Source organism: Pseudomonas sp. NPDC090233 (assembly GCF_044772285.1).
In the GTDB taxonomy this organism is placed as follows: domain Bacteria; phylum Pseudomonadota; class Gammaproteobacteria; order Pseudomonadales; family Pseudomonadaceae; genus Aquipseudomonas.
Genome location: NZ_JBIVYQ010000003.1, coordinates 336050 through 360437, shown reverse-complemented (window position 1 = coordinate 360437; position 24388 = coordinate 336050). Strand labels below are relative to the sequence as shown.

The following is a 24388-nucleotide window of genomic DNA, read 5'->3' as shown; positions in this document are numbered from 1 at the left end:
ACATTTGACGAGAGCCTGCCATGAGTGAAGAGATCCTGATCAACATCACCCCGATGGAGTCACGTGTGGCGGTGGTGGAAAACGGGGTGCTGCAGGAAGTGCACGTCGAGCGCACCCAGCGCCGTGGCATCGTCGGCAATATCTACAAAGGCAAGGTGGTGCGGGTGCTGCCGGGCATGCAGGCGGCCTTCGTCGATATCGGCCTGGAGCGCGCCGCGTTCATCCATGCTTCGGAAATCTCCCAGCGCGAAGGCTCGGCCGTGGAAACCATCACCGCACTGGTGCACGAGGGCCAGGCCCTGGTAGTGCAGGTGACCAAGGACCCGATCGGCACCAAAGGCGCGCGCCTGACCACCCAGCTGTCGATCCCCTCGCGCTACCTGGTGTACATGCCGCGCAGCAGCCACGTTGGTATTTCCCTGAAGATCGAAGACGAAGCCGAGCGTGAGCGCCTCAAGCAGGTGGTCAGCGACTGCATGGACAGCGAAGACATCAAGAATGCCGGTGGCTTCATCCTGCGCACCGCCGCCGAAGGCGCACGTGCCGAAGAGATCCTCCAGGACATCCGCTACCTGCGCCGCCTGTGGGAGCAGATCGGCAGCCAGATCCAGACCTGCGGCGCGCCAACGGTCATCTACGAAGACCTCGGCCTGGCCCTGCGTACCCTGCGTGACCTGGTCAACCCGAAGATCGAGAAGATCCGCATCGACTCGCGGGAAACTTTCCAGAAAACCACGCAGTTCGTCGCCGAACTGATGCCGGAGATCGCCGACCGCCTCGAACACTACCCGGGCGAGCGGCCGATCTTCGATTTGTATGGCGTCGAAGATGAAATCCAGCGGGCGCTGGAGCGCAAGGTACCGCTCAAGTCCGGCGGCTACCTGGTGGTCGACCCGGCTGAAGCGATGACCACCATCGACGTCAATACCGGCGCCTTCGTCGGCCACCGCAACCTTGAAGAGACCATCTTCAAGACCAACCTCGAAGCGGCCACAGCGATTGCCCGGCAGCTGCGCCTGCGCAACATCGGCGGGATCATCATCATCGACTTCATCGACATGGAGGACGAAGAGCATCAGCGCCAGGTGCTACGTACCCTGGAGAAGCAGCTGGAGCGTGATCACGCCAAGACCAACATCATCGGCATCACCGAGCTGGGCCTGGTGCAGATGACCCGCAAGCGCACGCGTGAGAGCCTCGAACAGGTGTTGTGCGAGCCGTGCCTTGCCTGCCAGGGCAGGGGCAAGCTGAAAACCCCGGAAACCATCTGTTATGAAATTTTCCGCGAGATTCTCCGCGAAGCCCGCGCCTACCAGGCTGAAGGCTACCGGGTACTGGCCAACCAAAAGGTGGTCGACCGCTTGCTCGATGAGGAATCCGGCAATGTCGCCGAGCTTGAGGCATTTATCGGCCGAACCATTCGCTTCCAGGTCGAGTCGATGTATTCGCAGGAACAGTACGATGTGGTGTTGCTCTGAGGCATTCTTACGCGCGCCATAGGCTGCTCGGGCTGGCAAAACCGGCGCTAACAGCCATCATGGATAAACGACCTGGAGGGCAATGGCCATGGGACGTCTGACCCGCGTTCTTGTCGCCTTGACCCGTTGGGGGCTGGGCATCTGCGCCTTGCTGGCGGTGTTGGTGGCGCTGTATGTGAGCCTCGGTCGCGAGCTGGTGCCACTGGTGGCCGAGTACCGCGCCGACCTTGAAACCAAGGCCGAACAGGCATTGGGGCTACCGGTGCATGTGGGCGCGCTCGAAGGGCGCTGGAGTGGCCTGGCGCCGGTGCTGCGGGTTCGAGACCTGCAGCTGGGCGAGGGCACCTCGGCCTTGCGCCTGGATGACGTCAAGCTGGTGCCCGACCTGTGGGCCAGCCTGACCTCCCGTGAAGTGCGCCTGGCGCATATTCAATTGGGTGGCCTGCAACTGATCCTGCGTGAAGACGAGCAGGGTGCCTGGGCTTTGGAAGGCCTGCCGAAAAAAGACGACGCGCCACTGGACCCAGAAGAGTTACTGCAGCGCTTGCGCCAGTTGGGGCGCATCGATGTGTTCGACAGCCAGGTCACCCTGCAGCCCTGGCAGCGTGATCCATTGACCCTCACCTATGTCAGCCTTGGCCTGCAGGCCGGTGCCTCGCGTCAGTCGCTGGACCTGCGCGCCACCTTGCCGGACGGCCAGCCACTGGCACTGGACCTGCGCAGCCGCGCCACGGCCAAGGCCTGGCGCGATGGCCAGGTCGAGGCTTACCTGAGCCTGCCGCAGAGCGACTGGTCAAGCTGGTTGCCGCCACGGCTACTGGGCCAGTGGCAGGCCGAGACGCTGCGGGCCGGTGGCGAATTCTGGGTCGACTGGCGCAAAGGGCAACTGCAGCAGGCCGTGGTCCGGCTCAATGCCCCTCAGCTGCGCGGTGCCTATGCCGAGCGCAAGGCTGTCAGCCTGGACAACCTGGCGCTGGAAGCGTGGTTCCAGCGCCGCGAGCAAGGCTTCGATGTGGTTGTCGACTCGCTGGCGGCAAGCGTTGGCAAGACCCGTTGGGAGTCGCACGTGCAAGTGCGTCAGCGCCCTGGCGAGGGGCCGGCCGGGGAAACCTGGCAGGTGCAGGCAGACCGCCTTGACCTCACTCCGTTGACGCCTGTGATCAATGCCCTGGCGCCGTTGCCGGAGAAATTGATGGAAGTGGTCGATGCCCTGAACGTGACCGGTGCCTTACGCAACGTCCGCCTGGATATCCGACCCAAGGCCGAAGGTAATGACCGCCTGCAGTTCGCCGCCAATCTGGAGAAGGTTGGTTTCGACGCCTATCACGGCGCACCCGCGGCCGGTAATGTCAGCGGCAGCATCAGTGGCGACCTCGGGCACGGTGAGTTACGCCTGGATACCGATGCGTTCATGTTGCATTTGTACCCGATCTTCGCCAAACCCTGGCAATACCAGAAAGCCAATGCGCGCTTGACCTACGCCCTCGACAAAGACGGTTTCACGCTCACCGCACCCTACCTCAAGGTGCTGGGCGAGGAGGGCAAGATCGCAGGAGATTTCCTGATCCGCCTGCTGTTCAAAGAAGGCAGCGAAAGCTACATGGACTTGCGCGTCGGCCTGACCGAGGGCGACGGCCGCTACACTGCCAAATACCTGCCGGAGGTGCTCAGCCCGGCGTTGGACGAGTGGCTGCGCAGCGCCATCGTCAAAGGCAATGTCGACCAAGGCTATTTCCAGTACCAGGGCTCGCTCAATCACAACGCCAGCCCCGAGTCACGCAGCATCAGCCTGTTCTTCAAGGTGCACGACGCCGCACTGGACTTCCAACCCGGCTGGCCACAGGTGCAGCACGTCGATGGCGATGTGTTCATCGAGGACAGCGGTGTGCGCATCAACGCCAGTAAAGGCGTGTTGCTGGATACCAAGGTCAGCGATGTGAGCGTCAATATTCCCCATGTAGATGGCAACCAGCACAGCCATCTTTACCTCGATGGTGATTTCGACGGCAGCCTGGGCGATGGCCTGAAGATTCTCAAGGAAGCGCCGATCGGCACCGGCGAGATCTTTGCTGGTTGGGAGGGCGAGGGGCCGCTCAAGGGCAAGGTCAAACTCGACATTCCGCTGGCCAAAGGGGAGCGGCCGAAGGTGCAGGTCGACTTCGCCACTGCCGATGCGCGCCTCAAGGTGGCGCCGCCGAGCCTGGAGCTGAGCCGCCTGAAAGGCGATTTCAGCTTCGATTTCGATAAGGGCCTGAGCGGCAAGAATATTGCGCTGCAAGCGTTCGGCAAGCCGGTCACCGCGCAGATCACTGCCGAAGGGCAGCCTGGGCAGATGCAGACGCGCATCAACGCCAACGGCCAGGTATCGCTCAAAGCGCTGACTGACTGGCTGCAGTTCAAACAGACCTTGCCCGCCTCCGGCGAGCTGCCTTATCAACTGCAGGTCAATCTCGGCAGCCGCGACAACAGCCTGAGCGTCAACTCGTCGCTCAAAGGCCTGGCCATCGACCTGCCGGCACCGTTCGGCAAGGCGGCGGCCGACAGCCGTGACACCCGTTTCAGCATGAATTTGCAAGGCGCGGAGCGGCGCTTCGATGCCGCTTACGACGGCCTTGCGCGCTTTGCCTACGCCGCTCCAAGCGACAAGCTGGGCGAGGGGCGTGGAGAGTTGCTGCTGGGTACCGGTGAGGCGCAAGTGCCTGCTGGCCAGGGCCTGCGCGTACGTGGGCGCCTTGAGAGCCTGGACCTGGCGCCGTGGCAAGCGCAGATGGACCGTTTCGCCGGTGATGACCCCGGCGGCAATGCCCGGCAGAACCTGCAGAGTGTCGACCTGAGCATCGGCCAGCTGAAGGCCTTCGGCATGGACCTCAATCAGGCCGTGGTACGCCTGAGCCGGGGTGGCCCGGCCTGGGACCTGCGCCTGGACAGCAAGGAAGTCATCGGCAACGCACGGCTGCCCGACGCCAAGGGCGCTGCAATGACCGTGCGCCTGCAAACCCTGCGTCTGCCTGCGGCCGACCCGGCTGAAGTGCAGACCGAAGAAGGCCCCGACCCCTTGGCTTCGTTCGACCCGCGCAAGGTGCCGGCGTTGGACCTGACCATCGACAAGCTGTACCGCGGCGACGACCTGTACGGCAACGTCGCGTTGAAACTGCGGCCGACCACGCGCGGTGTGGCTGCGCAGGATATCGACCTCGATTTCAAAGGCCTGCACATCGACGGCAGTGGCGGCTGGGAGGGCGAAGCCGGGGCCACCAGCAGTTGGTACAAGGGCCGCCTGGACGGCAAGAACCTCGCCGACGTGCTCAAGGCCTGGGGCTTTGCGCCCACCGTGACCAGCCGCGACTTCCGCCTGGACGTGGACGGGCGCTGGCCAGGTTCGCCGGCCTGGGTCGGCCTCAAGCGTTTCTCCGGGAGCATGGATGCCGCCTTGCGCACCGGCCAGTTCGTCGAAGTGGAGGGCGGCGCCCAGGCCTTGCGGGTATTCGGCCTGCTCAACTTCAACTCCATTGGCCGGCGCCTGCGCCTGGACTTCTCCGACCTGTTCGACAAAGGCCTGGCCTATGATCGGGTCAAGGGACTACTGGTGGCCAGCGATGGTGTCTACGTGACCCGCGAACCGATCAGCGTCACCGGGCCTTCCAGCAATTTCGAACTCGACGGTACCCTCGACCTGGTCCGTGACCGGGTGGATGCCAACCTTCAGGTGTCGTTGCCTGTGACCAACAACCTGCCGCTGGCTGCGTTGATCGTCGGTGCGCCAGCGGTCGGTGGCGCGCTGTTCCTGGTCGATCGGTTGATCGGAGACCGGGTTTCGCGCTTCGCCAGCGTGCACTATCGCGTCGAAGGGCCGTGGAAAGAGCCTAGAATCACTTTTGTGAAACCCTTCAACAAGTAGTCAGGAGTGCCCATGAAGGTAGCGGTCATCCAGATGGTCAGCCAGGAAGATGTGCTGGCCAACCTGCAGCGTGCGGGCGCTCTGCTGGAGCACGCGGCGCTTGGCGGCGCGCGGCTGGCGGTATTGCCGGAGAACTTCGCGGCCATGGGCCGCAAGGACGCTGCTGCGATTGGTCTAGCCGAGGCGTTGGGCGATGGTCCGATCCTGCCATGGTTGAAACGCACCGCTCGTGACCTCAGATTATGGATTGTCGCCGGTACCTTGCCGCTGCCGCCCGTTGGGCAGCCCAATGCCAAAGCCCATGCCTGTTCGCTGTTGATCGACGAGCACGGCGAGGTGGTGGCGCGCTATGACAAGCTGCACCTGTTCGACGTGGACGTAGCCGATAACCGTGGCCGCTACCGCGAGTCCGACGACTATGCCCACGGCGCCCAGGTGGTGGTGGCCGATACCCCGGTGGGCCGCGTGGGCCTGAGCGTTTGCTACGACCTGCGCTTCCCCGAACTTTACAGCGCCCTGCGCGCTGCCGGCGCGGAGTTGATCACGGCACCTGCCGCGTTTACCGCGGTCACAGGGGCAGCGCATTGGGAAGTGCTGATTCGCGCCCGGGCCATCGAAACCCAGTGCTATGTGCTGGCCGCAGCCCAGGGCGGCACCCATCCAGGCCCGCGAGAAACCCACGGGCAAGCGGCGATCGTCGACCCCTGGGGGCGGATCGTCGCGCAACAGGCGCAAGGTGAAGCGGTATTGCTCGCCGAGCGCGACATCGATGAACAAGCGTCCATTCGGGCGCGCATGCCGGTTGCCTCGCACCGGCGCTTTTTCTCGCAGGGTGCCTTGCGGCCTGCGCACACCTCGGAGTGACTATGAGCCAGATGTTATCCACCGTCAGCGAGCAGCTCCTGGCCCCAGGGGGGCTGACCCTGGACAGCCTGCAGGCTGTGCTGGGCGAGTTGGCGGGGCCGGGCATCGACGCCGCCGACCTGTACTTCCAGGGCCAGATCTCGGAAACCTGGGCGCTTGAGGACGGCATCGTCAAAGAAGGCAGCTTCAACCTTGACCAGGGCGTGGGCGTGCGTGCCCAGTCGGGTGAGAAAACCGGTTTTGCCTACAGCAACGCGATCAACCTTGAAGCGCTGACCTCGGCGGCGCGTGCTGCCCGTTCGATTTCCCGCGCCGGCCAGAATGGCACGGTCCAGGCCTTCCGCAGCCAGGATGTCACGGCGCTATATGCCCCCGACAACCCGCTGGATGTGCTCAGCCGCGCCGAAAAAGTCGAGCTGCTCAAGCGTGTGGATGTCGCCACGCGGGCGCTGGACCCGCGCATCCAGCAAGTCAGCGTGAGTATGGCCGGGGTCTGGGAGCGCATTCTGATTGCCGCCGCTGATGGTAGCCTGGCTGCCGACGTGCGGCCGCTGGTGCGGTTCAACGTCAGTGTCATCGTCGAGCAGAACGGCCGTCGCGAACGCGGCGGGCAGGGCGGCGGCGGGCGTACCGACTACCGCTTCTTCACTGAAGATCGGGTTATGGGCTATGCCCGTGAAGCGCTGCGTCAGGCGTTGGTGAATCTTGAAGCGGTTCCTGCGCCTGCCGGCACGTTGCCGGTGGTGCTGGGCTCGGGTTGGTCGGGCGTGCTGTTGCACGAAGCTGTCGGCCATGGCCTGGAAGGCGACTTCAACCGCAAGGGCAGTTCGGCGTTCAGCGGCCGCATCGGCGAGAAGGTTGCGTCGAGCCTGTGCACCATCGTCGACGACGGCACCCTCGAAGGCCGCCGTGGCTCGTTGAGCGTCGACGACGAAGGCACCCCAACCGAATGCACCACGCTGATCGAGAACGGTGTACTCAAGGGCTACATGCAGGACAAGCTCAACGCCCGCCTGATGGGCATGGCCGTGACCGGCAACGGCCGCCGCGAATCGTACGCCCACCTGCCGATGCCACGCATGACCAATACCTACATGCGCGCCGGTGACAGTGACCCACAGGAAATCATTGCCTCGGTGAAGAAGGGTATCTATTGCGCCAACCTCGGCGGTGGGCAAGTGGACATCACCAGCGGCAAGTTCGTGTTCTCGACCAGCGAAGCTTATTTGATCGAAGACGGCAAGATCACTGCGCCGGTCAAAGGTGCGACGCTGATCGGCAATGGGCCAGAAGCCATGAGCCGGGTGTCGATGGTAGGTAATGACCTGGCGCTGGACAGTGGCGTGGGCACCTGTGGCAAGGATGGGCAGTCGGTGCCGGTGGGCGTTGGCCAGCCGACCTTGAAGCTGGATGCGATCACCGTCGGCGGTACCGGCGCGTGATGCGTGCCCCGGGGCTGCAAGGCAGCCCCAGGTGGCGGGACTCAGCGCAGGCCGCGCTGAAGCTCGTCGAGGTCGCGAATGTACTTGAAGACCTTGCGCGCAGCGGCAGGCGGCTTGTTCCGCGCCTTTTCGTGCTGGGCGTGACGGATCAGCGAACGCAGTTGCTGACGGTCGGTGTCGGGGTACTCGTTGACGAAGCGTTCAAGGTCTTCGTCGTTACCGTCGATCAGGCGGTCGCGCCATTTTTCCAGGGCGTGGAAGCGCTCGTTGTACTGGCGGCTGGAGCTGTCGATCTGTTCGAGCACCGCGTGGATGGCGTCCAGGTCCTGGTCGCGCATCAGCTTGCCGACGAACGACATGTGCCGTTTGCGGGCGCCGTGGGCGGTGTGCTTGCAGGCTTCGGCCAGGGCCTTGCGCAGCTCGTCGGTCAACGGCAGGCGTGCCAGGGTGTCGGCCTTGACCGTGGTCAGGCGCTCGCCGAGTTCGACCAGCGCATGCAGCTCGCGCTTGATCTGGGTTTTGCTTTTTTCGCCGTCGAAGGCGTCGTCGTATGAATCAACCATGGTGGCAGTCCGCTAGAAATCGTCGCCATGATAACGAGTCGGGGGCCGCTTGTCCGGCCCGGTCGTAGAATGACCACCCGCCGAATGCAGAATTTGAGTGGAGAAAACCATGAGTGCAGTCCAGAGCGTAGGCCCAAAGGACCTGCCGGCATTGCAAGAGCAGGTCGAAGCAATCATCAAAGAGGCGCGCAACCAGGGCGCCAGTGCCTGCGAAGTGGCGGTGTCGCTGGAGCAGGGCCTGTCCACCAGTGTGCGCCAGCGTGAGGTCGAGACAGTCGAATTCAACCGCGACCAGGGCTTTGGTATCACCCTTTATGTCGGCCAGCGCAAAGGCTCGGCCAGCACCTCGGCCAGTGGCCCGGAGGCCATCCGCGAAACCGTTGCCGCCGCCCTGGCGATTGCCAAGCACACTTCCGAAGACGAATGCTCGGGCCTGGCTGATGCGGCGCTGATGGCGCGCGATATCCCGGACCTGGACCTTTACCATGACTGGGACATCGAGCCCGAGCAGGCCATCGAGATGGCGTTGGCCTGCGAGGCCGCGGCCTTCGACGCCGATCCGCGCATTCTCAACGCCGATGGCACCACCCTCAATACCCACCAGGGCTGCCGCGTGTACGGCAACAGCCATGGCTTCATCGGTGGTTACGCGTCGACCCGGCATAGCCTGAGCTGCGTGATGATCGCCGAAGGCGAAGGGCAGATGCAGCGTGATTACTGGTACGACGTGAATCGTCAAGGCAACCTCCTAGCCGATCCGCACAGCATTGGCCAGCGGGCCGCCCAGCGCGCCGCCAGCCGCCTCGGTGCGCGCCCGGTGAAAACCTGTGAAGTGCCGGTGCTGTTCTCCGCAGAGTTGGCCGGTGGCCTGTTCGGCAGCTTCCTGTCGGCGATTTCCGGCGGCAACCTGTACCGCAAGTCGTCGTTCCTCGATGGTGCCATTGGCCAGCGCCTGTTCCCTACCTGGCTGACCCTCGATGAGCGCCCGCATATTCCGCGCGCCTTGGGCAGTGCGGCGTTCGACGGTGATGGCCTGGCCACCTACGCCAAGCCGTTCGTCGACAAAGGCGAGCTGGTTTCATACCTGCTGGGCACCTATTCCGGTCGCAAACTTGGCCTGCCGAGCACGGCGAACTCGGGTGGGGTGCACAATCTTTACGTCACCCACGGCGTCGAGGATCAAGCGGCGCTAATCCGGCGCATGGGCCGTGGCTTACTGGTCACTGAGCTGATGGGACACGGTCTGAACATGGTGACCGGCGACTACTCACGGGGTGCGGCGGGCTTCTGGGTCGAGAATGGCGAAATTCAGCACGCGGTGCAGGAAGTGACCATCGCCGGCAACATGAAAGACATGTTCCAACAAATTGTCGCGATCGGCAGCGATCTGGAGACCCGCAGCAACATCCATACCGGCTCTGTGCTGATTGAAAAGATGACGGTTGCAGGAAGCTGATGAGCTAGCGTTTCCAGCAAATACAAGAGACCCGGCCATCGCGCCGGGTTTTTTCTTTCATCACGCCGCACTTGAAGTGATTCTGTTTATCACTTAATAATGAATATCATTACCCAGCAACTCCGGTCGATGATGTTCATGAAAACCGTCCTCCACGAACTGCCCTACCTGGAAAACTGGCGATGGCTCAGCCGGCGCATTCGCTGTGCTCTGGAGCCCGATGAGCCGCGCCTGATCGAGCACTACCTGGCCGAAGGCCGCTACCTGGTGTGCTGCACCGAAACCTCGCCATGGACGGTGGCGCTGACCTCCTTCCGCCTCCTGCTGGATACCGCCTGCGACCGCATGCTGCCGTGGCACTGGCGCTGCCTGTGCCTGGACCAGGCCTGGCGCCCGTTGCTCGACCTGCGCAACCTCGACCGCCAGGAACACAACCAGCGCTGGCAGCCCTATGCCCTGCAACTGGCCAATTGCCGGTTGCTGCCGTCGATTTCTCCCGATGAACTGATGCAAGGATTTGATGATGAGTGATACCCGTATCGAGCGTGACAGCATGGGTGAACTGCAGGTGCCGGCCCAGGCACTGTACGGCGCCCAGACCCAGCGCGCGGTCGACAACTTCCCGATCAGCGGCCAACGCATGCCAGCCCAGTTCATTCGCGCCCTGCTGCTGGCCAAGGCCGCCGCCGCCAAGGCCAACATCGAGCTGAAGCAGATTTCTGCAGAGCAGGGCGAGGCCATCGTCAAGGCGGTCGAGCAACTGCTGACCGATGACTTCATCCAGCACTTCCCGGTGGACGTATACCAGACCGGTTCCGGCACCAGTTCGAACATGAACGCCAACGAGGTCATCGCCACCTTGGCCAGCCGCCTGCACAGCGAGCCGGTCAATGCCAACGACCACGTCAACTGCGGCCAGAGCAGCAACGACATCATCCCGACCACCATACACGTCAGTGCCGCACTGGCACTGCATGAGCAATTGCTGCCCGCGCTGGGGCACCTGGTGCAGGTAATCGAGACCAAGTCGTTGCAGGTGCATCAGTACGTGAAGACTGGCCGTACCCACCTGATGGATGCCATGCCGGTGCGCATGAGCCAGGTACTCGATGGCTGGGCCGCCCAGATCAACGCTGCCAAGGCGCATATCGAAGCGACGCTGCCGAGTCTGCAGGCGCTGGCCCAGGGCGGCACTGCCGTAGGCACCGGTATCAATGCTCACCCACAGTTTGCTGCCGGTTTCGCCCGTCAGCTGAGCGCCCTGACCCAGGTCGAATTCACCCCGGGGCAGAACCTGTTCGCCCTGATCGGCTCGCAGGACACCGCCGTTGCGCTGTCCGGCCAGCTCAAGACCACTGCCGTGGCGTTGATGAAGATCGCCAACGACCTGCGCTGGATGAACTCCGGCCCGCTCGCCGGCCTGGGCGAAATCGAACTGCAAGGCCTGCAGCCAGGCTCCTCGATCATGCCGGGCAAGGTCAACCCGGTGATTCCGGAAGCCACCGCCATGGTCGCTGCCCAGGTGATCGGCAACGACGCGACCATCGCCGTGGCCGGCCAGTCGGGCAATTTCGAGCTCAACGTGATGCTGCCGGTGATCGCCCGCAACCTGCTGGAAAGCATCGAGCTGATGGCCAATGCCAGCCGCCTGCTCGCCGACAAGGCCATCGCTACCTTCAAGGTCAACGAGCGCAAGCTCAAGGAAGCCCTGGCACGCAACCCGATCCTGGTCACCGCGCTGAACCCGATCATCGGCTACCTCAAGGCTGCCGAAATCGCCAAGACCGCCTACAAGGAAGGCCGGCCGATCATTGATGTGGCGCTGGAGCACACCGACCTGTCGCGCGATCAGCTCGAAGCGCTGCTGAACCCGGAAAAACTCACCGCTGGCGGCATCTGACTCGCGTCAGCGCTCAGGAGTAAACGTCATGCAGCACTGGAAACGCACCACCGAGGCAGCCAACCGCCTGTTCGAACAAGGCGAGCTGGTCGATGCCCGGGAACATTACCTGCAAGCCCTGGCACTGGCCCAGGTGCTGTTCGAGCGCTGGCATGACGTCGACGAAGCGGTGGCGGCGTTCGTCGTCGCCCACCACAACCTGGCCGACCTGCATTTGCGGCTGAACCAGCCGCAGGAGAGCGCCGACTACCTGTGCGCCGCTCACCAGCGCCTGCTCCAGGCCAGCCAAGAGGCGCGCCTGCCCCAGGCGCTGCGTGATGCGGCGCTGCGCCACAGCGGGCGCACCTACACCGAGTTGCTGAGTTTCATTGCCGAGTACGGCCAGTACCCACGCACCGAGCGCCTGCTCAATCGCCAGGCGCCCGCTACCAGCGAACTGGCCACCCAGCCGGACTTGACGTCCAGAACCCAAGCCTACGGAATCCACTGACATGCCCCATACCTTGCCTGCACTGCCTTATGCCTACGATGCGCTGGAACCGCACATCGATACCCAGACCATGGAGATCCACCACACCAAGCACCATCAGACCTACGTCAACGGCCTCAATGCGGCTATCGAAGGCAGCGAATGGGCCGAATGGCCGGTTGAAAAGCTCGTCGGCGCGGTCAAGCAGTTGCCTGAGAACCTGCGCGGTGCGGTCACCAACCATGGTGGTGGGCATGCCAATCACTCGCTGTTCTGGACCGTGATGTCGCCCAAGGGCGGTGGTCAGCCACAGGGTCAGGTGGCCAAGGCGATCGAGGCCGAGCTGGGTGGTTTCGAGGCGTTCAAGGACGCTTTCACCAAAGCTGCGTTGACCCGCTTCGGCAGCGGTTGGGCCTGGCTCAGCGTCACCCCGGAGAAGAAACTGGTGGTTGAGAGCAGTGGCAACCAGGACAGCCCGCTGATGCACGGCAACACGCCGATCCTCGGTCTCGACGTTTGGGAGCACGCGTATTACCTGAAGTATCAGAACCGTCGTCCGGAATACATCGGTGCCTTCTACAACGTCATCGACTGGGCGGAAGTGGAACGTCGTTATCTCGAAGCCATTCAGTGAGTCGAACCGGTATGCGCTCTGAGGTGATGTCTGTCAGCAGTGTTCGCCTGTTCCGACTGGCGGTAGGCACTTTGCTGCTTTTGGTCGGCACGGCCCTGCTGGTGGCGAAGGGTATCGCCTGGCTGGACCTGGAACCGCGCATGTTGCGCGCCCTCGAGGGCGGCGCACTGTGCGCACTGGGTACGGCGCTGGGCGCGGTACCGGTGTTGGTGATTCGTAATATGCCGGTAGCCTTGGCCGATACCCTGTTGGGCTTCGGCGCCGGGGTTATGCTGGCAGCCACCGCTTTCTCGTTGATCATACCGGGGCTGGATGCCGCGCAATCCATTGGCTTCAGGCCATGGGGAGCGGGCGGCCTGATCAGCTTTGGCCTGTTGTTCGGTGCGCTGTGTCTGTTCGTCGTCGACCTGAAGGTATCTGGCGCTTCGCCCGAAGCCTTGGTCGGCAATGGCAATCAGCCAGTGATCGCGGCGCGGATCTGGCTCTTCGTGATCGCCATCATCGCTCACAACATTCCCGAGGGCATGGCCATCGGTGTGTCGGCCGGTGGTGGCATGGCCGATGCCGACAGCCTGGCTATGGGCATTGTCTTGCAGGACGTGCCCGAAGGCCTGGTCATTGCGCTGGTGCTGGCAGGGGCGGGGATGCCGCGCTTCAAGGCATTCCTGATCGGTGCGGCATCGGGGCTGGTGGAGCCGCTGGCAGCGGTGATCTGCGCATGGTTGGTTAATGTCGCCGAATTGCTGCTACCGCTGGGTCTGGCCTGCGCGGCAGGCGCGATGTTGCTGGTGGTGACCCAAGAAATCATTCCCGAGTCGCGTAGCAATGGGCATCACCGCTTGGCCAGTCTGGGGCTGTGTGTTGGCTTCTGCTTGATGATGGTGATGGATACGGCGATGTCGTAAGTGCCGCACACCCTGTAGGAGCGGCTTCAGCCGCGATCACCGGCAAAGCCGGTGCCATCCACCGCGCCGCTCTCATCGCGGCTGAAGCCGCTCCTACAGGGGCTTTTCATTCGCCTTCGTCGAAATAGTTGTCGATCAACGCCACCAACGCATCCATCGCATCGCTATCCTGCTCACCCTCGGTGTGCAGGTGCACCTGGGTGCCTTTACCTGCCGCAAGCATCATCACCGCCATGATGCTCTTGCCGTCCACCAGCTTGTCTGGCGCGCGGCCCACGCGCACCTGGCAGGGGAAGCGCCCGGCCACGCCAACGAACTTGGCGGCCGCCCGGGCATGCAGGCCCAGCTTGTTGATGATGGTGATTTCGCGGGCGGGCATCGTGGTGCGGATCCTGTGGGCTAGAGGTCGCGGTGGCGGACCTGGACGTTTTTCAGTGACTGTTGCAGCAATTGGCCGAGCCGTTCGGTGATATAGACCGAGCGGTGGTGGCCGCCGGTGCAGCCAATCGCGATGGTGACATAGGCGCGGTTGCTGGCGGCGAAGCGTGGCAGCCATTTGAGCAGGTAACTGGAAATATCGGAAAACATTTCTTCGACGTCCGGCTGGGCGGCCAGGTAATCGATGACCGGTTGCTCCAGGCCGGAATGCTCACGCAATTCGGGCTTCCAGTAGGGGTTGGGCAAGCAGCGCACGTCGAACACCAGGTCGGCATCGACCGGCATGCCGCGCTTGAAACCGAACGATTCGACCAGAAATGCGGTGCCGGGCTCAGGCTGATTGAGCAGGCGCAACTTGATCGAGTCGCGCAGTTGGTACAGGTTCAGGTTTGTCGTGTCGATCTTGAGGTCGGCAAGGTCGGTGATCGGCCCGAGCAGCTCGCTTTCCACGCGGATTGCCTCGGCCAGCGAGCGGTCCGCGTTGGTCAGTGGGTGGCGTCGTCGGGTTTCCGAGAATCGCTTGAGCAGCGTGTCTTCGTCGGCGTCGAGAAACAGCACATCACACTGGATATGCCGACTACGGGCTTCGGCGAGCAGGTCAGGGAAGCGCGACAGATGACTGGGCAGGTTGCGCGCATCGATGGACACCGCCACCTTCGGCTGCTGCAGCTCGGTGTTGATCAGCGCGTTTTCTGCCAACTGCGGTAGCAAGCCGGCAGGAAGGTTGTCGATACAGTAATAGCCGTTGTCTTCCAACACATCGAGGGCGGTACTTTTGCCGGAGCCGGACCGGCCGCTAACGATGATCAGGCGCATATTCAGGCCTCGTTCTGTACGTCCAGGACTACCTGGTAGAGGGCGTCGCTGCTGGCGGCACTGCGCAGGCGATCGCGCACATCCTTGCGATCGAGCATGCTGGCGATCTGGCGAAGCAGTTCGAGGTGCGCGTCAGTGGCTGCTTCTGGCACCAGCAGGACGAACAGCAAATCGACTGGTGCGCCATCTATGGCGTCGTAATCGATCGGAGCGTCCAGGTGCAGCAGGGCGCTAACCGGCCCAGTGCAATCTTTGATGCGGCAGTGGGGGATGGCGATGCCATTGCCGAAGCCGGTGGAGCCGAGCTTTTCGCGAGCAACCAGCTTTTCGAAGACGTCTTGCATCTCCAGCTCAGGCACTTCTTTGGCAATCAGGTTGGCGACCGTTTCCAGGGCGCGCTTCTTACTGCCGCCCGGCACGTTCACCAGGGAACGGCCGGGGGTCAGGATGGTTTCAAGTCGGATCATGGATGAGGGGGATCAGCGGGCAGCTGCACCTTGCAGCAGGCTTTGCTGTTTTTCCTTGTGTTTTTTCAGTTGACGGTCGAGCTTGTCGGCCAGGGCATCGATCGCTGCATACATGTCTTCGTGTTCGGCGTTGGCAACCACTTCTCCACCGGGAATCTGCAAGGTCGCTTCGACCTTCTGCTGCAGCTTCTCGACTTTCATGATGACCTGCACGTTGGTGATCTTGTCGAAGTGACTCTCCACGCGGGCGAGCTTTTCAAGCACATAATCGCGCAGCGGCTGGGTGACTTCTACATGCTGTCCACTGATATTGACTTGCATACAGCTTCTCCTTTGTTGCCCGTGCATAAAGAGGCAGGTGTTGCACCTGCCCCACAAACGCTGTGGCACATCTCAGGCGCTACATCAGTCGCTTGCGCTCGCTCGACGGTGCGATGCCGAGGGACTCGCGGTACTTGGCGACGGTGCGACGGGCTACCTGGATGCCTTGTGCTTCCAGTAAACCAGCGATCTTGCTGTCACTCAATGGCTTTTTCTGATTTTCCGCCGCAACCAGTTTCTTGATGATCGCGCGGATTGCCGTGGACGAGCATTCTCCGCCTTCGGCGGTGCTGACGTGGCTCGAGAAAAAGTATTTCAATTCATAGATGCCGCGCGGCGTATGCATGAATTTCTGCGTCGTCACCCGCGAAATGGTCGACTCGTGCATGCCTACCGCCTCGGCGATGTCGTGCAGCACCAGGGGCTTCATCGCCTCGTCTCCGTGGTCGAGGAAGCCGCGCTGGTGCTCGACGATCTGGGTGGCCACCTTCATCAGCGTTTCGTTGCGGCTCTGCAGGCTCTTGATGAACCAGCGCGCCTCCTGCAACTGGTTGCGCATGAAGGTGTTATCGGCGCTGGTATCGGCGCGGCGCACGAACCCTGCGTACTGCGGGTTGACGCGCAGGCGCGGGATCGCTTCCTGGTTCAGCTCGACCAACCAGCGCTCGCTGTCCTTGCGCACGATGACGTCTGGCACCACGTATTCCGGCTCGCTGGACTCGATCTGCGAGCCGGGGCGCGGGTTGAGGCTCTGCACCAGTTCGATGACCTGACGCAGTTCGTCTTCCTTGAGCTTCATGCGGCGCATCAGCTGGCTGTAGTCGCGCCCACCCAGCAAGTCGATGAAGTCGCTGACCAGACGCTTGGCCTCGGCCATCCACGGCGTGTTGGCCGGCAGTTGGCGCAGTTGAAGCAACAGGCATTCGCCCAGGTTGCGCGCGGCAATGCCGGCAGGTTCGAACTGCTGGATGCGGTGCAGTACCGCCTCGACCTCGTCGAGCTCGATGTCCAGCTCCGGGTCGAAGCCAGCGCAGATTTCTTCGAGGGTGTCTTCCAGGTAGCCCTGGCCGTTGATGCTGTCGATCAGGGTGACGGCGATCAGGCGGTCGGTGTCGGACATCGGCGCCAGGTTCAGCTGCCACAGCAAGTGGCTTTGCAGGCTCTCGCCGGCCGATGTGCGGGTGGTGAAATCCCACTCGTCGTCATCGTTGCTCGGCAGGCTGCTGGCGCTGGTCTGGTAAATGTCTTCCCAGGCTGTATCGACCGGAAGCTCATTGGGGATTCGCTCGCTCCACTCGCCGTCTTCCAGGTTTTCGGTACTGGCGGTGCTTTCCTGGAAACTGTTGTCCTGGACTTCGGCGACCGGTTTGTTTTCGGCGTTGTCCGCCATCGGGTCGCTGTTGTCGAAGTCGTCGCCGTCTTCCTGACGTTCGAGCATCGGATTGGACTCCAGCGCTTCCTGGATTTCCTGCTGAAGGTCCAGGGTGGAGAGCTGAAGTAGGCGGATGGCCTGTTGCAACTGCGGGGTCATCGTCAGTTGCTGGCCCATTTTTAGGACGAGCGATGGTTTCATGGCTGGGGCTAAATACCTTGTTCGCCGGCGCGCATGCGCCATCCACTACACGAGGGCGCCGGAGCGCCAAATTCAAGCAAGTTTTATGCCTTAAATTGTAGCGTTTGCCTAGAGCACAGTAACAACTTAAGCCCCATCAAGGCGGCAAAGCGCGTGCTCCAGGCGCGTCCTGGGATCAGAGTCGGAACTCGTGGCCCAGGTAAACTTCCTTGACCAGCTCATTGGCCAGGATAGTCTGCGCATCGCCTTCGGCAATCAACTGGCCGTCGTTGACGATGTAGGCGGTTTCGCAGATATCCAGGGTCTCGCGGACGTTGTGGTCGGTGATCAATACACCGATGCCCTTCGCTTTGAGGTGGTGGATGATCTGCTTGATGTCGCCAACCGAAATCGGGTCGACACCGGCAAAGGGTTCATCCAGCAGGATGAACTTCGGTGCGGTCGCCAGGGCGCGCGCGATCTCGACACGGCGGCGCTCGCCACCGGACAGGCTCATGCCGAGGTTGTCGCGGATGTGGCTGATGTGGAATTCCTGCAGCAGGCTTTCCAGTTCCTTGCGGCGGCCCTCGCGGTCGAGCTCCTTGCGGGTCTCGAGGATGGCCATGATGTTGTCGGCCACCGACAGCTTGCGGAAGATCGAGGCTTCCTGCGGCAGGTAGCCAATGCCGGCGCGGGCGCGGCCGTGCATGGGCTGGTGGCTGACATCGAGGTTGTCGATGCGCACGCGGCCCTGATCGGCCTGGACCAGGCCGACGATCATGTAGAAGCAGGTGGTCTTGCCGGCGCCGTTGGGGCCGAGCAGGCCGACGATCTGGCCACTGTCGATCGACAGGCTGACGTCGCGCACGACCTGCCGACCTTTGTAGCTCTTGGCCAGGTGCTGGGCTTTGAGGGTTGCCATTTACTCGGCCTTCTTCTTCGGCTGGATCACCATGTCGATGCGCTGGCGCGGGGCGGTGACGTTGCCGCCACGACCGGCGGTCGCCACCTGGGACTTGGTGTTGTAGACGATTTTCTCGCCTTCGGTGGTGTTGCCTTCGTTCTCGACCTTGGCGCGATCGGTGAGGATCACCGTGTCTTTCTGCGCCTGGTACTGGATGGTCACGGCCCAGCCCTTCATTTTGTCGGGCTTGGCAGTGCTCTGCTGTTGCTCGAAATAGGCCAGGTTGCCCACCGAGGTGACCACGTCGATGTCGCCGTTGGCGGCGCGGGTCATGGTCACGGTGTTGCCTTTGATCATCATCGAACCTTGGGTGATGATCACGTCACCGGTATAGGTGGCCACGCCTTGCTTGTCGTCCAGGTGCGCGTTGTCGGCCTGGATGCGGATCGGCTGGTCACGGTCGGTCGGCAGGGCGAAGGCGCTCGCGCTTCCCAGTGCTGCGCTCAGGCTGAGCAAAAGGGGGAGGGTTTTAACGAGCCTCATACTGTCCTCTTACGTTAGAGAGCAGGTCCATCCTGCCTTCTTTCAAATACGCTTTCATTCCTTTGCCCGTAGTTGTGCCACCGGCGCCGTCGATTCTAACGGCTTGCTCGGTCTGCGCATATTGCTTCTGCGGGAACACAGTCATGCGTGAGCTGGTAATGATGGTTTCACGCTGCTTTTCGTCGGTACGGGCAACGCGAACCTTGTCGATCAACTCGACTTCGGTGCCATCGGGGTTGACCTCGGCGCGCACGCTCTGCACGTGCCAAGGGTATTCGGTGCCCCTGTACATGTGCAGGTCAGGCGTGGTCACCAGTGTGACCTCGGTGGCTTTGAGGTGTTCGACCTTGTCGGCGGTCATCTCGTACTGCAGCTTGCCGTCTGGCAGAAACTGCACGCTGTGGGCGTTGATGGCGTAGTAATCGATGGCGCTTTCGTCGATCTGCGCCGTCGGCTTGTCCATGAAGCTCTCGGGGCTGACATTCCAATAGCCGATGGCCACCAGCAGGGCGGCGATAACCGCGAGCAGCGCAAAATTGCGGGCTTTCTTGCTGAACATGGGTAGCCTTACAGGTAGTTGGCGTTGGCAGCGTCCAGGGTGCCCTGGGCCTGCATGATAAGTTCACAAAACTCGCGTGCGGCACCTTCGCCGCCACGTGCCTGGGTCACGCCGTGGGCGTGCTGGCGTACGAACGGCGCGGCGCTGGCCACGGCCATGCCCAGGCCGACCCGGCGAATCACCGGCAGGTCGGGCAGGTCGTCGCCAAGATAAGCGACTTGCTCATAGCTTAGGCCCAGTTCGGCGAGCAGGCCGTCGAGGACCACCAATTTGTCCTCGCGGCCCTGGAACAGGTGCGGGATACCGAGGTTTTTCGCCCGGCGCTCGACCACCGGGGTCTTGCGCCCGCTGATGATCGCCGTGGTCACGCCCGAGGCCATGAGCATCTTGATGCCCTGGCCGTCGAGGGTGTTGAAGGTCTTGAATTCGCTGCCGTCCTCGAGAAAGTACAGGCGGCCGTCGGTGAGTACGCCGTCGACGTCGAATACGGCCAGCTTGATGGCTTGGCCGCGTTGCATCAGGTCGTGGGTCATTTGCACTGTCTCCTCTACATCACGCCGGCGCGCAGCAGGTCATGCATGTTCAGGGCGCCGGTCGGGCGCTCGTCCTTGTCGACCACCACCAGCGCGCTGATCTTGTGGTCTTCCATGATCTTCAGGGCCTCGGCGGCGAGCATCTCGGCGCGGGCGGTCTTGCCGTGCACGGTCATGACCTGGTCGATCAGGGTGGTGTGCACGTCGATGCTGCGATCCAGGGCGCGGCGCAGGTCGCCGTCGGTGAAGATCCCGGCCAGCTTGCCGTCCGCTTCGACCACCACGGTCATGCCCAGGCCCTTGCGGGACATTTCAAGCAGCGCGTCCTTGAGCAAGGTGCCGCGCTGAACTTGCGGCAGTTCGTCGCCGGCATGCATGACGTTCTCGACCTTGAGCAGCAAGCGCCGACCCAGTGCACCGCCCGGGTGCGAGAAGGCGAAGTCTTCAGCGGTGAAACCACGTGCTTCGAGCAGGGCGATGGCCAGGGCGTCGCCCAGTACCAGGGCCGCGGTGGTCGAGGAGGTGGGCGCCAGGTTGAGCGGGCATGCCTCTTGCGCGACGCGGGCGTCAAGGTTGGCTTCGGCGGCTTGGGCCAGGGGCGAGTCGGGGTTGCCGGTCAGGCTGATCAGCTGGATGCCGAGGCGCTTGATCAGCGGTAGCAAGGTGACGATCTCGGCGGTGCTGCCAGAGTTGGACAAGGCCAGGATGACATCGCCTCGGGTGATCATGCCCATGTCGCCGTGGCTGGCTTCGGCCGGGTGCACGAAAAACGCCGGCGTGCCGGTGCTGGCCAGGGTTGCGGCGATCTTGTTGCCGATATGCCCCGACTTGCCCATGCCGACCACCACGACCCGCCCCTTGCTCGCCAGGATCAGCTCGCAGGCTTTGACGAAGTTGGCATCGATACTGGTCGCCAGGCCCTGTACGGCCTCGATTTCCAGGCGCAGGGTGCGCTGGGCGGACTGGATCAGCTCACTGGATTGGCTCATGTCGAAAAGCAATGCCTGATGAAAAGGCGGCGATTATAGCCGCATTGGAAGAAAGCCTCATCCTTTCGATTGCTGTAATAAATGTCACCAAAGCCTGTCGTTGGCCTGAACGACGCGTTTCATGGCCTTGGGGGCACCCGCTCAGCGGTGCTATAGTTCGCCGCAATTCGGCCCACCAGGGGCGCGTGTGCCTTCAAGAAGAGGGCCAGCGTCCACTAGGACGAGGCTGCACTAGCAAGGAGTCTAGATGAGTGTGGATAGCGCCTACGCGGTCGAGTTGAAGGGCGTCACCTTCAAGCGCGGTTCGCGCAGCATTTTCAGCAATGTCGACATCCGCATACCCCGCGGCAAGGTCACTGGCATCATGGGGCCTTCGGGGTGCGGCAAGACTACGCTGCTGCGCCTGATGGGCGCGCAACTGCGCCCGTCCAGCGGCGAGGTCTGGGTGGCGGGGCAAAACCTGCCAAGCCTGTCGCGCAGCGACCTGTTCGACGCGCGCAAGCAGATGGGCGTGCTGTTCCAGAGCGGCGCACTGTTCACCGACCTTGATGTGTTCGAGAACGTGGCCTTCCCGCTGCGCGTGCACACCCAGTTGTCGGACGAAATGATCCGCGACATCGTCTTGATGAAACTGCAGGCCGTGGGCCTGCGCGGCGCCATCGACCTGATGCCCGACGAGCTGTCCGGTGGCATGAAGCGCCGCGTGGCTTTGGCGCGGGCGATTGCGCTTGACCCGCAAATTCTCATGTATGACGAGCCGTTCGTCGGCCAGGACCCAATCGCCATGGGCGTTTTGGTGCGTCTGATCCGCCTGCTTAACGATGCCTTGGGCATCACCAGCATCGTGGTGTCCCATGACCTGGCGGAAACCGCCAGCATCGCCGACTACATCTACGTGGTCGGTGACGGCCAGGTGCTCGGCCAGGGCACGCCCGACGAGCTGATGGGCTCGGACAATCCGCGTATTCGTCAGTTCATGAAAGGCGATCCGGACGGCCCGGTGCCCTTCCACTTTCCTGCGCCTGACTACCGCGCCGACCTGCTGGGGGCGCGTTGATGCGCAGAAAATCCTTACTCGAACGTATCCGCCTGTTCGGCCGCTCGGCGATCGACGTGCTGGCTGTGCTTGGGCGTTCCTGCCTGTTCCTGTTCCATGCGCTGGTCGGCCGTGGTGGCATCGGCGGCGGCTTCCAGCTGCTGACTAAACAGCTGTATTCGGTGGGCGTACTGTCGCTGGCGATCGTTACCGTGTCTGGTGTGTTCATTGGCATGGTGCTGGCGCTGCAGGGCTACAGCATCCTGACCAAGTACGGCTCCGAACAGGCGGTCGGGCAGATGGTCGCCCTGACCCTGCTGCGTGAACTCGGCCCGGTGGTCACCGCATTGCTGTTCGCCGGTCGCGCAGGTTCGGCGCTGACCGCCGAGATCGGCAACATGAAGTCTACCGAGCAGCTGTCGAGCCTGGAGATGATCGGCGTCGACCCGCTCAAGTACATCGTCGCGCCGCGTCTGTGGGCCGGTTTCATTTCGCTGCCGCTGCTGGCGCTGATCTTCAGCGTGGTCGGCATCTGGGGTGGCTCGTGGGTCGCGGTCGACTGGTTGGGCGTCTACGAAGGCTCGTTCTGGGCCAACATGCAGAACAGTGTTTCCTTTACCGACGACGTGCTCAACGGCCTGGTCAAGAGCCTGGTGTTCGCCTTCGTCACCACCTGGATCGCCGTATTCCAGGGGTATGACTGCGAGCCCACCTCAGAGGGGATCAGCCGTGCCACCACCAAGACCGTGGTCTACGCCTCGTTGGCAGTACTGGGTCTGGACTTTATTCTGACCGCCTTGATGTTTGGAGATTTCTGATGCAAAACCGCACCCTGGAAATCGGTGTCGGCCTGTTCCTCCTGGCCGGGATCCTGGCGTTGCTGCTGCTGGCCCTGCGTGTCAGCGGGCTGTCGGCCAGCCCGAGCAGCGATACCTATAAAGTTTATGCGTACTTCGACAATATCGCCGGTTTGACGGTCAGAGCTAAAGTGACCATGGCCGGTGTGACGATCGGCAAGGTCACCGCCATCGATCTGGACCGTGATTCCTACACCGGTCGGGTGACGCTGCAGCTGGATGGCAAGGTCGACAATCTGCCGACCGATTCCACTGCTTCGATCCTGACCGCCGGCTTGCTTGGCGAGAAGTACATCGGCATCAGCGTGGGCGGCGAAGAGCAGGTGCTCAAGGATGGCGCGACCATCCATGACACCCAGTCGGCGCTGGTGCTGGAAGATCTTATTGGCAAGTTCCTGCTCAATACCGTGGGCAAGGAACCGAAAGAAGCGCAACCGGCTAATTAAGGAGTTTCCATGATTTCGATCCTGCGACGTGGCCTGCTGGTCCTGCTGGCGGCCTTTCCCCTGCTGACGATGGCTGCGCAGTCCCCCCACGATGTGGTGCAGGGCACCACCACCGAATTGCTGGGTGAGCTCAAGGCCAACAAGGAACAGTACAAAGCCAACCCGCAAGCCTTCTACGACACCCTCAACCGTATCCTTGGGCCGGTGGTCGATGCCGACGGTATTTCCAAGAGCATCATGACCGTCAAGTATTCGCGCAAGGCCACGCCGGCGCAGATGCAGCGCTTCCAGGAAAACTTCAAGCGCAGCCTGTTCCAGTTCTACGGTAACGCGTTGCTGGAGTACAACAACCAGGGCATCGTCGTCGACCCGGCCAAGGCCGATGATGGCAAGCGCGCCAGTGTCGGCATGAAGGTTACCGGCAACAATGGTGCCGTCTATCCGGTGCAGTACACCCTGGAAAACCTCGGCGGCGAGTGGAAGGTGCGTAACGTCATCGTCAACGGCATCAACATCGGCAAGCTGTTCCGTGACCAGTTCGCCGATGCCATGCAGCGCAATGGCAACGACCTGGACAAGACCATCGACGGCTGGGCCGGTGAAGTGGCCAAGGCCAAGCAGGCCGCCGACCAGTCGCCAGAGAAGACCGTCAAATGAGTGAGGCTGTCGTGAGCATGGCCGAGCCTGGCGTGCTGCGCCTGGCCGGCGTGCTGGATTACCGCAGCGGCCCGGCCTTGCGCAAGCAGGGCAAGGCGCTGATCGATGCCTCACGCGAATCACGCCTGGTGCTCGATTGCTCGGCCGTCGAGAAGTCGTCGAGCGTCGGCCTGTCGCTGTTGCTGGCGTTCATTCGCGATGGCCAGGCCAGCGGCAAGGCCTTCGAGGTACGCGGCATGCCCGACGACATGCGGGAAATCGCCGAGGTCTATGATCTCGATGAGGTACTGGCGAGCTGATGGCTTGCCATTGATGGAGGCCCCTCGGTCAGCGCGCGCCCTCGGTGGGCTTCGCAGGCGAGGGGCTTTTTTGTATGATGGCCGACCCGTGCGCATCGGGCGCCGATTGAGGTTGAGCATGCAGGCCGTAGAAGTTAAGAGCTTCCTTGAAGAAAAATTGCCGGGATCCCGGGTCGAAGTTGAAGGCGAAGGCTGCAACTTCCAGTTGAACGTGATCAGCGACGAGTTGGCTGGCCTGAGCCCGGTCAAGCGTCAGCAGGCGATCTATGCTCACCTTAATCCCTGGATCGCCAATGGCAGCATCCATGCGGTAACCATGAAATTTTTCAGCAGCGCAGCCTGGGCTGAGCGCACCTGAGCCT

27 protein-coding genes are annotated in these 24388 nt (G+C 62.6%); 16 read left to right on the top strand and 11 right to left on the bottom strand.

What is annotated here, in order from left to right:
* Positions 1–20: 20 nt before the first annotated feature.
* The 4 genes from rng to tldD all read left to right on the top strand — a co-directional run bounded on the left by rng (position 21) and on the right by tldD (position 7682).
* A complete protein-coding gene (gene rng / locus ACIQUF_RS09815) occupies positions 21–1478 on the top strand; it encodes a ribonuclease G (RefSeq protein ID WP_403131007.1) in 1458 nt (485 codons plus the stop codon).
* Positions 1479–1560: 82 nt separating this feature from the next.
* Complete coding sequence (locus ACIQUF_RS09810; RefSeq protein ID WP_403131005.1) at positions 1561–5376, top strand: YhdP family protein; 3816 nt, start codon at positions 1561–1563, stop codon at positions 5374–5376.
* 12 nt (positions 5377–5388) lie between these two features.
* The gene (locus ACIQUF_RS09805) at positions 5389–6240 is read left to right on the top strand and encodes a carbon-nitrogen hydrolase family protein (RefSeq protein WP_403131004.1); all 852 of its coding nucleotides are present in this window, start codon (positions 5389–5391) and stop codon (positions 6238–6240) included.
* 2 nt (positions 6241–6242) lie between these two features.
* Positions 6243–7682: a metalloprotease TldD gene (gene tldD, locus ACIQUF_RS09800; protein ID WP_403131003.1), complete on the top strand. Its 1440-nt coding sequence runs from the start codon at positions 6243–6245 to the stop codon at positions 7680–7682.
* Positions 7683–7723: 41 nt separating this feature from the next.
* Here the strand turns inward: tldD and yjgA are convergent, their stop codons facing one another.
* Positions 7724–8245, bottom strand: coding sequence for a ribosome biogenesis factor YjgA (gene yjgA / locus ACIQUF_RS09795; protein ID WP_400797340.1), 522 nt, complete (start codon positions 8243–8245; stop codon positions 7724–7726).
* Positions 8246–8354: 109 nt separating this feature from the next.
* Between yjgA and pmbA the strand changes: the two genes are divergently transcribed.
* The 6 genes from pmbA to ACIQUF_RS09765 all read left to right on the top strand — a co-directional run bounded on the left by pmbA (position 8355) and on the right by ACIQUF_RS09765 (position 13609).
* Positions 8355–9701 (top strand): metalloprotease PmbA, encoded by a 1347-nt coding sequence (pmbA, locus tag ACIQUF_RS09790; protein ID WP_403131002.1) that lies wholly within the window; start codon positions 8355–8357, stop codon positions 9699–9701.
* Positions 9702–9830: 129 nt separating this feature from the next.
* Positions 9831–10232, top strand: coding sequence for a FagA protein (locus ACIQUF_RS09785; protein ID WP_400797335.1), 402 nt, complete (start codon positions 9831–9833; stop codon positions 10230–10232).
* Positions 10225–11601, top strand: coding sequence for a class II fumarate hydratase (locus ACIQUF_RS09780; RefSeq protein ID WP_403131000.1), 1377 nt, complete (start codon positions 10225–10227; stop codon positions 11599–11601). The genes ACIQUF_RS09785 and ACIQUF_RS09780 overlap by 8 nt, the downstream gene beginning before the upstream one ends.
* A 28-nt stretch (positions 11602–11629) precedes the next feature.
* The gene (locus ACIQUF_RS09775) at positions 11630–12091 is read left to right on the top strand and encodes a hypothetical protein (protein WP_403130999.1); all 462 of its coding nucleotides are present in this window, start codon (positions 11630–11632) and stop codon (positions 12089–12091) included.
* A 1-nt stretch (position 12092) separates the two neighbouring features.
* Positions 12093–12704, top strand: coding sequence for a superoxide dismutase (locus ACIQUF_RS09770; RefSeq protein WP_403130997.1), 612 nt, complete (start codon positions 12093–12095; stop codon positions 12702–12704).
* 11 nt (positions 12705–12715) lie between these two features.
* Entirely contained in the window at positions 12716–13609 is an 894-nt protein-coding gene (locus tag ACIQUF_RS09765) for a ZIP family metal transporter (RefSeq protein ID WP_403131391.1), read from the top strand.
* A 106-nt stretch (positions 13610–13715) separates the two neighbouring features.
* On the opposite strand, the gene ACIQUF_RS09760 is transcribed toward ACIQUF_RS09765, so the two are convergent.
* The 10 genes from ACIQUF_RS09760 to ACIQUF_RS09715 all read right to left on the bottom strand — a co-directional run bounded on the left by ACIQUF_RS09760 (position 13716) and on the right by ACIQUF_RS09715 (position 20731).
* Complete coding sequence (locus ACIQUF_RS09760; protein ID WP_403130996.1) at positions 13716–13988, bottom strand: HPr family phosphocarrier protein; 273 nt, start codon at positions 13986–13988, stop codon at positions 13716–13718.
* A 20-nt stretch (positions 13989–14008) separates the two neighbouring features.
* On the bottom strand, positions 14009–14863 hold the full coding sequence (rapZ, locus tag ACIQUF_RS09755) for an RNase adapter RapZ (protein WP_403130994.1): 855 nt from the start codon (positions 14861–14863) through the stop codon (positions 14009–14011).
* Positions 14864–14865: 2 nt separating this feature from the next.
* Positions 14866–15330: a PTS IIA-like nitrogen regulatory protein PtsN gene (ptsN, locus tag ACIQUF_RS09750; protein ID WP_403130993.1), complete on the bottom strand. Its 465-nt coding sequence runs from the start codon at positions 15328–15330 to the stop codon at positions 14866–14868.
* 12 nt (positions 15331–15342) lie between these two features.
* Entirely contained in the window at positions 15343–15651 is a 309-nt protein-coding gene (hpf, locus tag ACIQUF_RS09745; RefSeq protein WP_003255135.1) for a ribosome hibernation-promoting factor, HPF/YfiA family, read from the bottom strand.
* Between the two features lie 79 nt (positions 15652–15730).
* A complete protein-coding gene (locus tag ACIQUF_RS09740) occupies positions 15731–17224 on the bottom strand; it encodes an RNA polymerase factor sigma-54 (protein WP_403130992.1) in 1494 nt (497 codons plus the stop codon).
* A gap of 175 nt (positions 17225–17399) precedes the next feature.
* The gene (lptB, locus tag ACIQUF_RS09735; protein WP_400797316.1) at positions 17400–18125 is read right to left on the bottom strand and encodes an LPS export ABC transporter ATP-binding protein; all 726 of its coding nucleotides are present in this window, start codon (positions 18123–18125) and stop codon (positions 17400–17402) included.
* Complete coding sequence (gene lptA / locus ACIQUF_RS09730) at positions 18126–18650, bottom strand: lipopolysaccharide transport periplasmic protein LptA (protein ID WP_400797314.1); 525 nt, start codon at positions 18648–18650, stop codon at positions 18126–18128. It lies immediately after the preceding gene.
* Positions 18637–19209 carry an LPS export ABC transporter periplasmic protein LptC gene (lptC, locus tag ACIQUF_RS09725; RefSeq protein WP_403130990.1) on the bottom strand — a complete coding sequence of 191 codons (573 nt, stop codon included), beginning with the start codon at positions 19207–19209 and terminating at the stop codon, positions 18637–18639. The genes lptA and lptC overlap by 14 nt, the downstream gene beginning before the upstream one ends.
* Before the next feature lie 8 nt (positions 19210–19217).
* Complete coding sequence (locus ACIQUF_RS09720) at positions 19218–19742, bottom strand: KdsC family phosphatase (RefSeq protein WP_400797309.1); 525 nt, start codon at positions 19740–19742, stop codon at positions 19218–19220.
* A gap of 14 nt (positions 19743–19756) precedes the next feature.
* Positions 19757–20731 carry an SIS domain-containing protein gene (locus ACIQUF_RS09715; protein WP_403130989.1) on the bottom strand — a complete coding sequence of 325 codons (975 nt, stop codon included), beginning with the start codon at positions 20729–20731 and terminating at the stop codon, positions 19757–19759.
* 247 nt (positions 20732–20978) lie between these two features.
* Between ACIQUF_RS09715 and ACIQUF_RS09710 the strand changes: the two genes are divergently transcribed.
* The 6 genes from ACIQUF_RS09710 (at position 20979) to ACIQUF_RS09685 (ending at position 24384) form a co-directional block, all read left to right on the top strand.
* On the top strand, positions 20979–21788 hold the full coding sequence (locus ACIQUF_RS09710) for an ATP-binding cassette domain-containing protein (protein ID WP_043213285.1): 810 nt from the start codon (positions 20979–20981) through the stop codon (positions 21786–21788).
* Positions 21788–22585, top strand: coding sequence for a lipid asymmetry maintenance ABC transporter permease subunit MlaE (mlaE, locus tag ACIQUF_RS09705; RefSeq protein ID WP_403130988.1), 798 nt, complete (start codon positions 21788–21790; stop codon positions 22583–22585). The genes ACIQUF_RS09710 and mlaE overlap by 1 nt, the downstream gene beginning before the upstream one ends.
* Complete coding sequence (gene mlaD, locus ACIQUF_RS09700) at positions 22585–23070, top strand: outer membrane lipid asymmetry maintenance protein MlaD (protein ID WP_403130987.1); 486 nt, start codon at positions 22585–22587, stop codon at positions 23068–23070. Before mlaE ends, mlaD begins: the two co-directional genes overlap by 1 nt.
* Before the next feature lie 9 nt (positions 23071–23079).
* A complete protein-coding gene (locus tag ACIQUF_RS09695; RefSeq protein WP_403130986.1) occupies positions 23080–23727 on the top strand; it encodes a phospholipid-binding protein MlaC in 648 nt (215 codons plus the stop codon).
* On the top strand, positions 23724–24026 hold the full coding sequence (locus tag ACIQUF_RS09690; RefSeq protein ID WP_403130984.1) for a lipid asymmetry maintenance protein MlaB: 303 nt from the start codon (positions 23724–23726) through the stop codon (positions 24024–24026). The genes ACIQUF_RS09695 and ACIQUF_RS09690 overlap by 4 nt, the downstream gene beginning before the upstream one ends.
* A gap of 118 nt (positions 24027–24144) precedes the next feature.
* On the top strand, positions 24145–24384 hold the full coding sequence (locus ACIQUF_RS09685) for a BolA family protein (RefSeq protein WP_003255121.1): 240 nt from the start codon (positions 24145–24147) through the stop codon (positions 24382–24384).
* Positions 24385–24388: the final 4 nt, after the last annotated feature.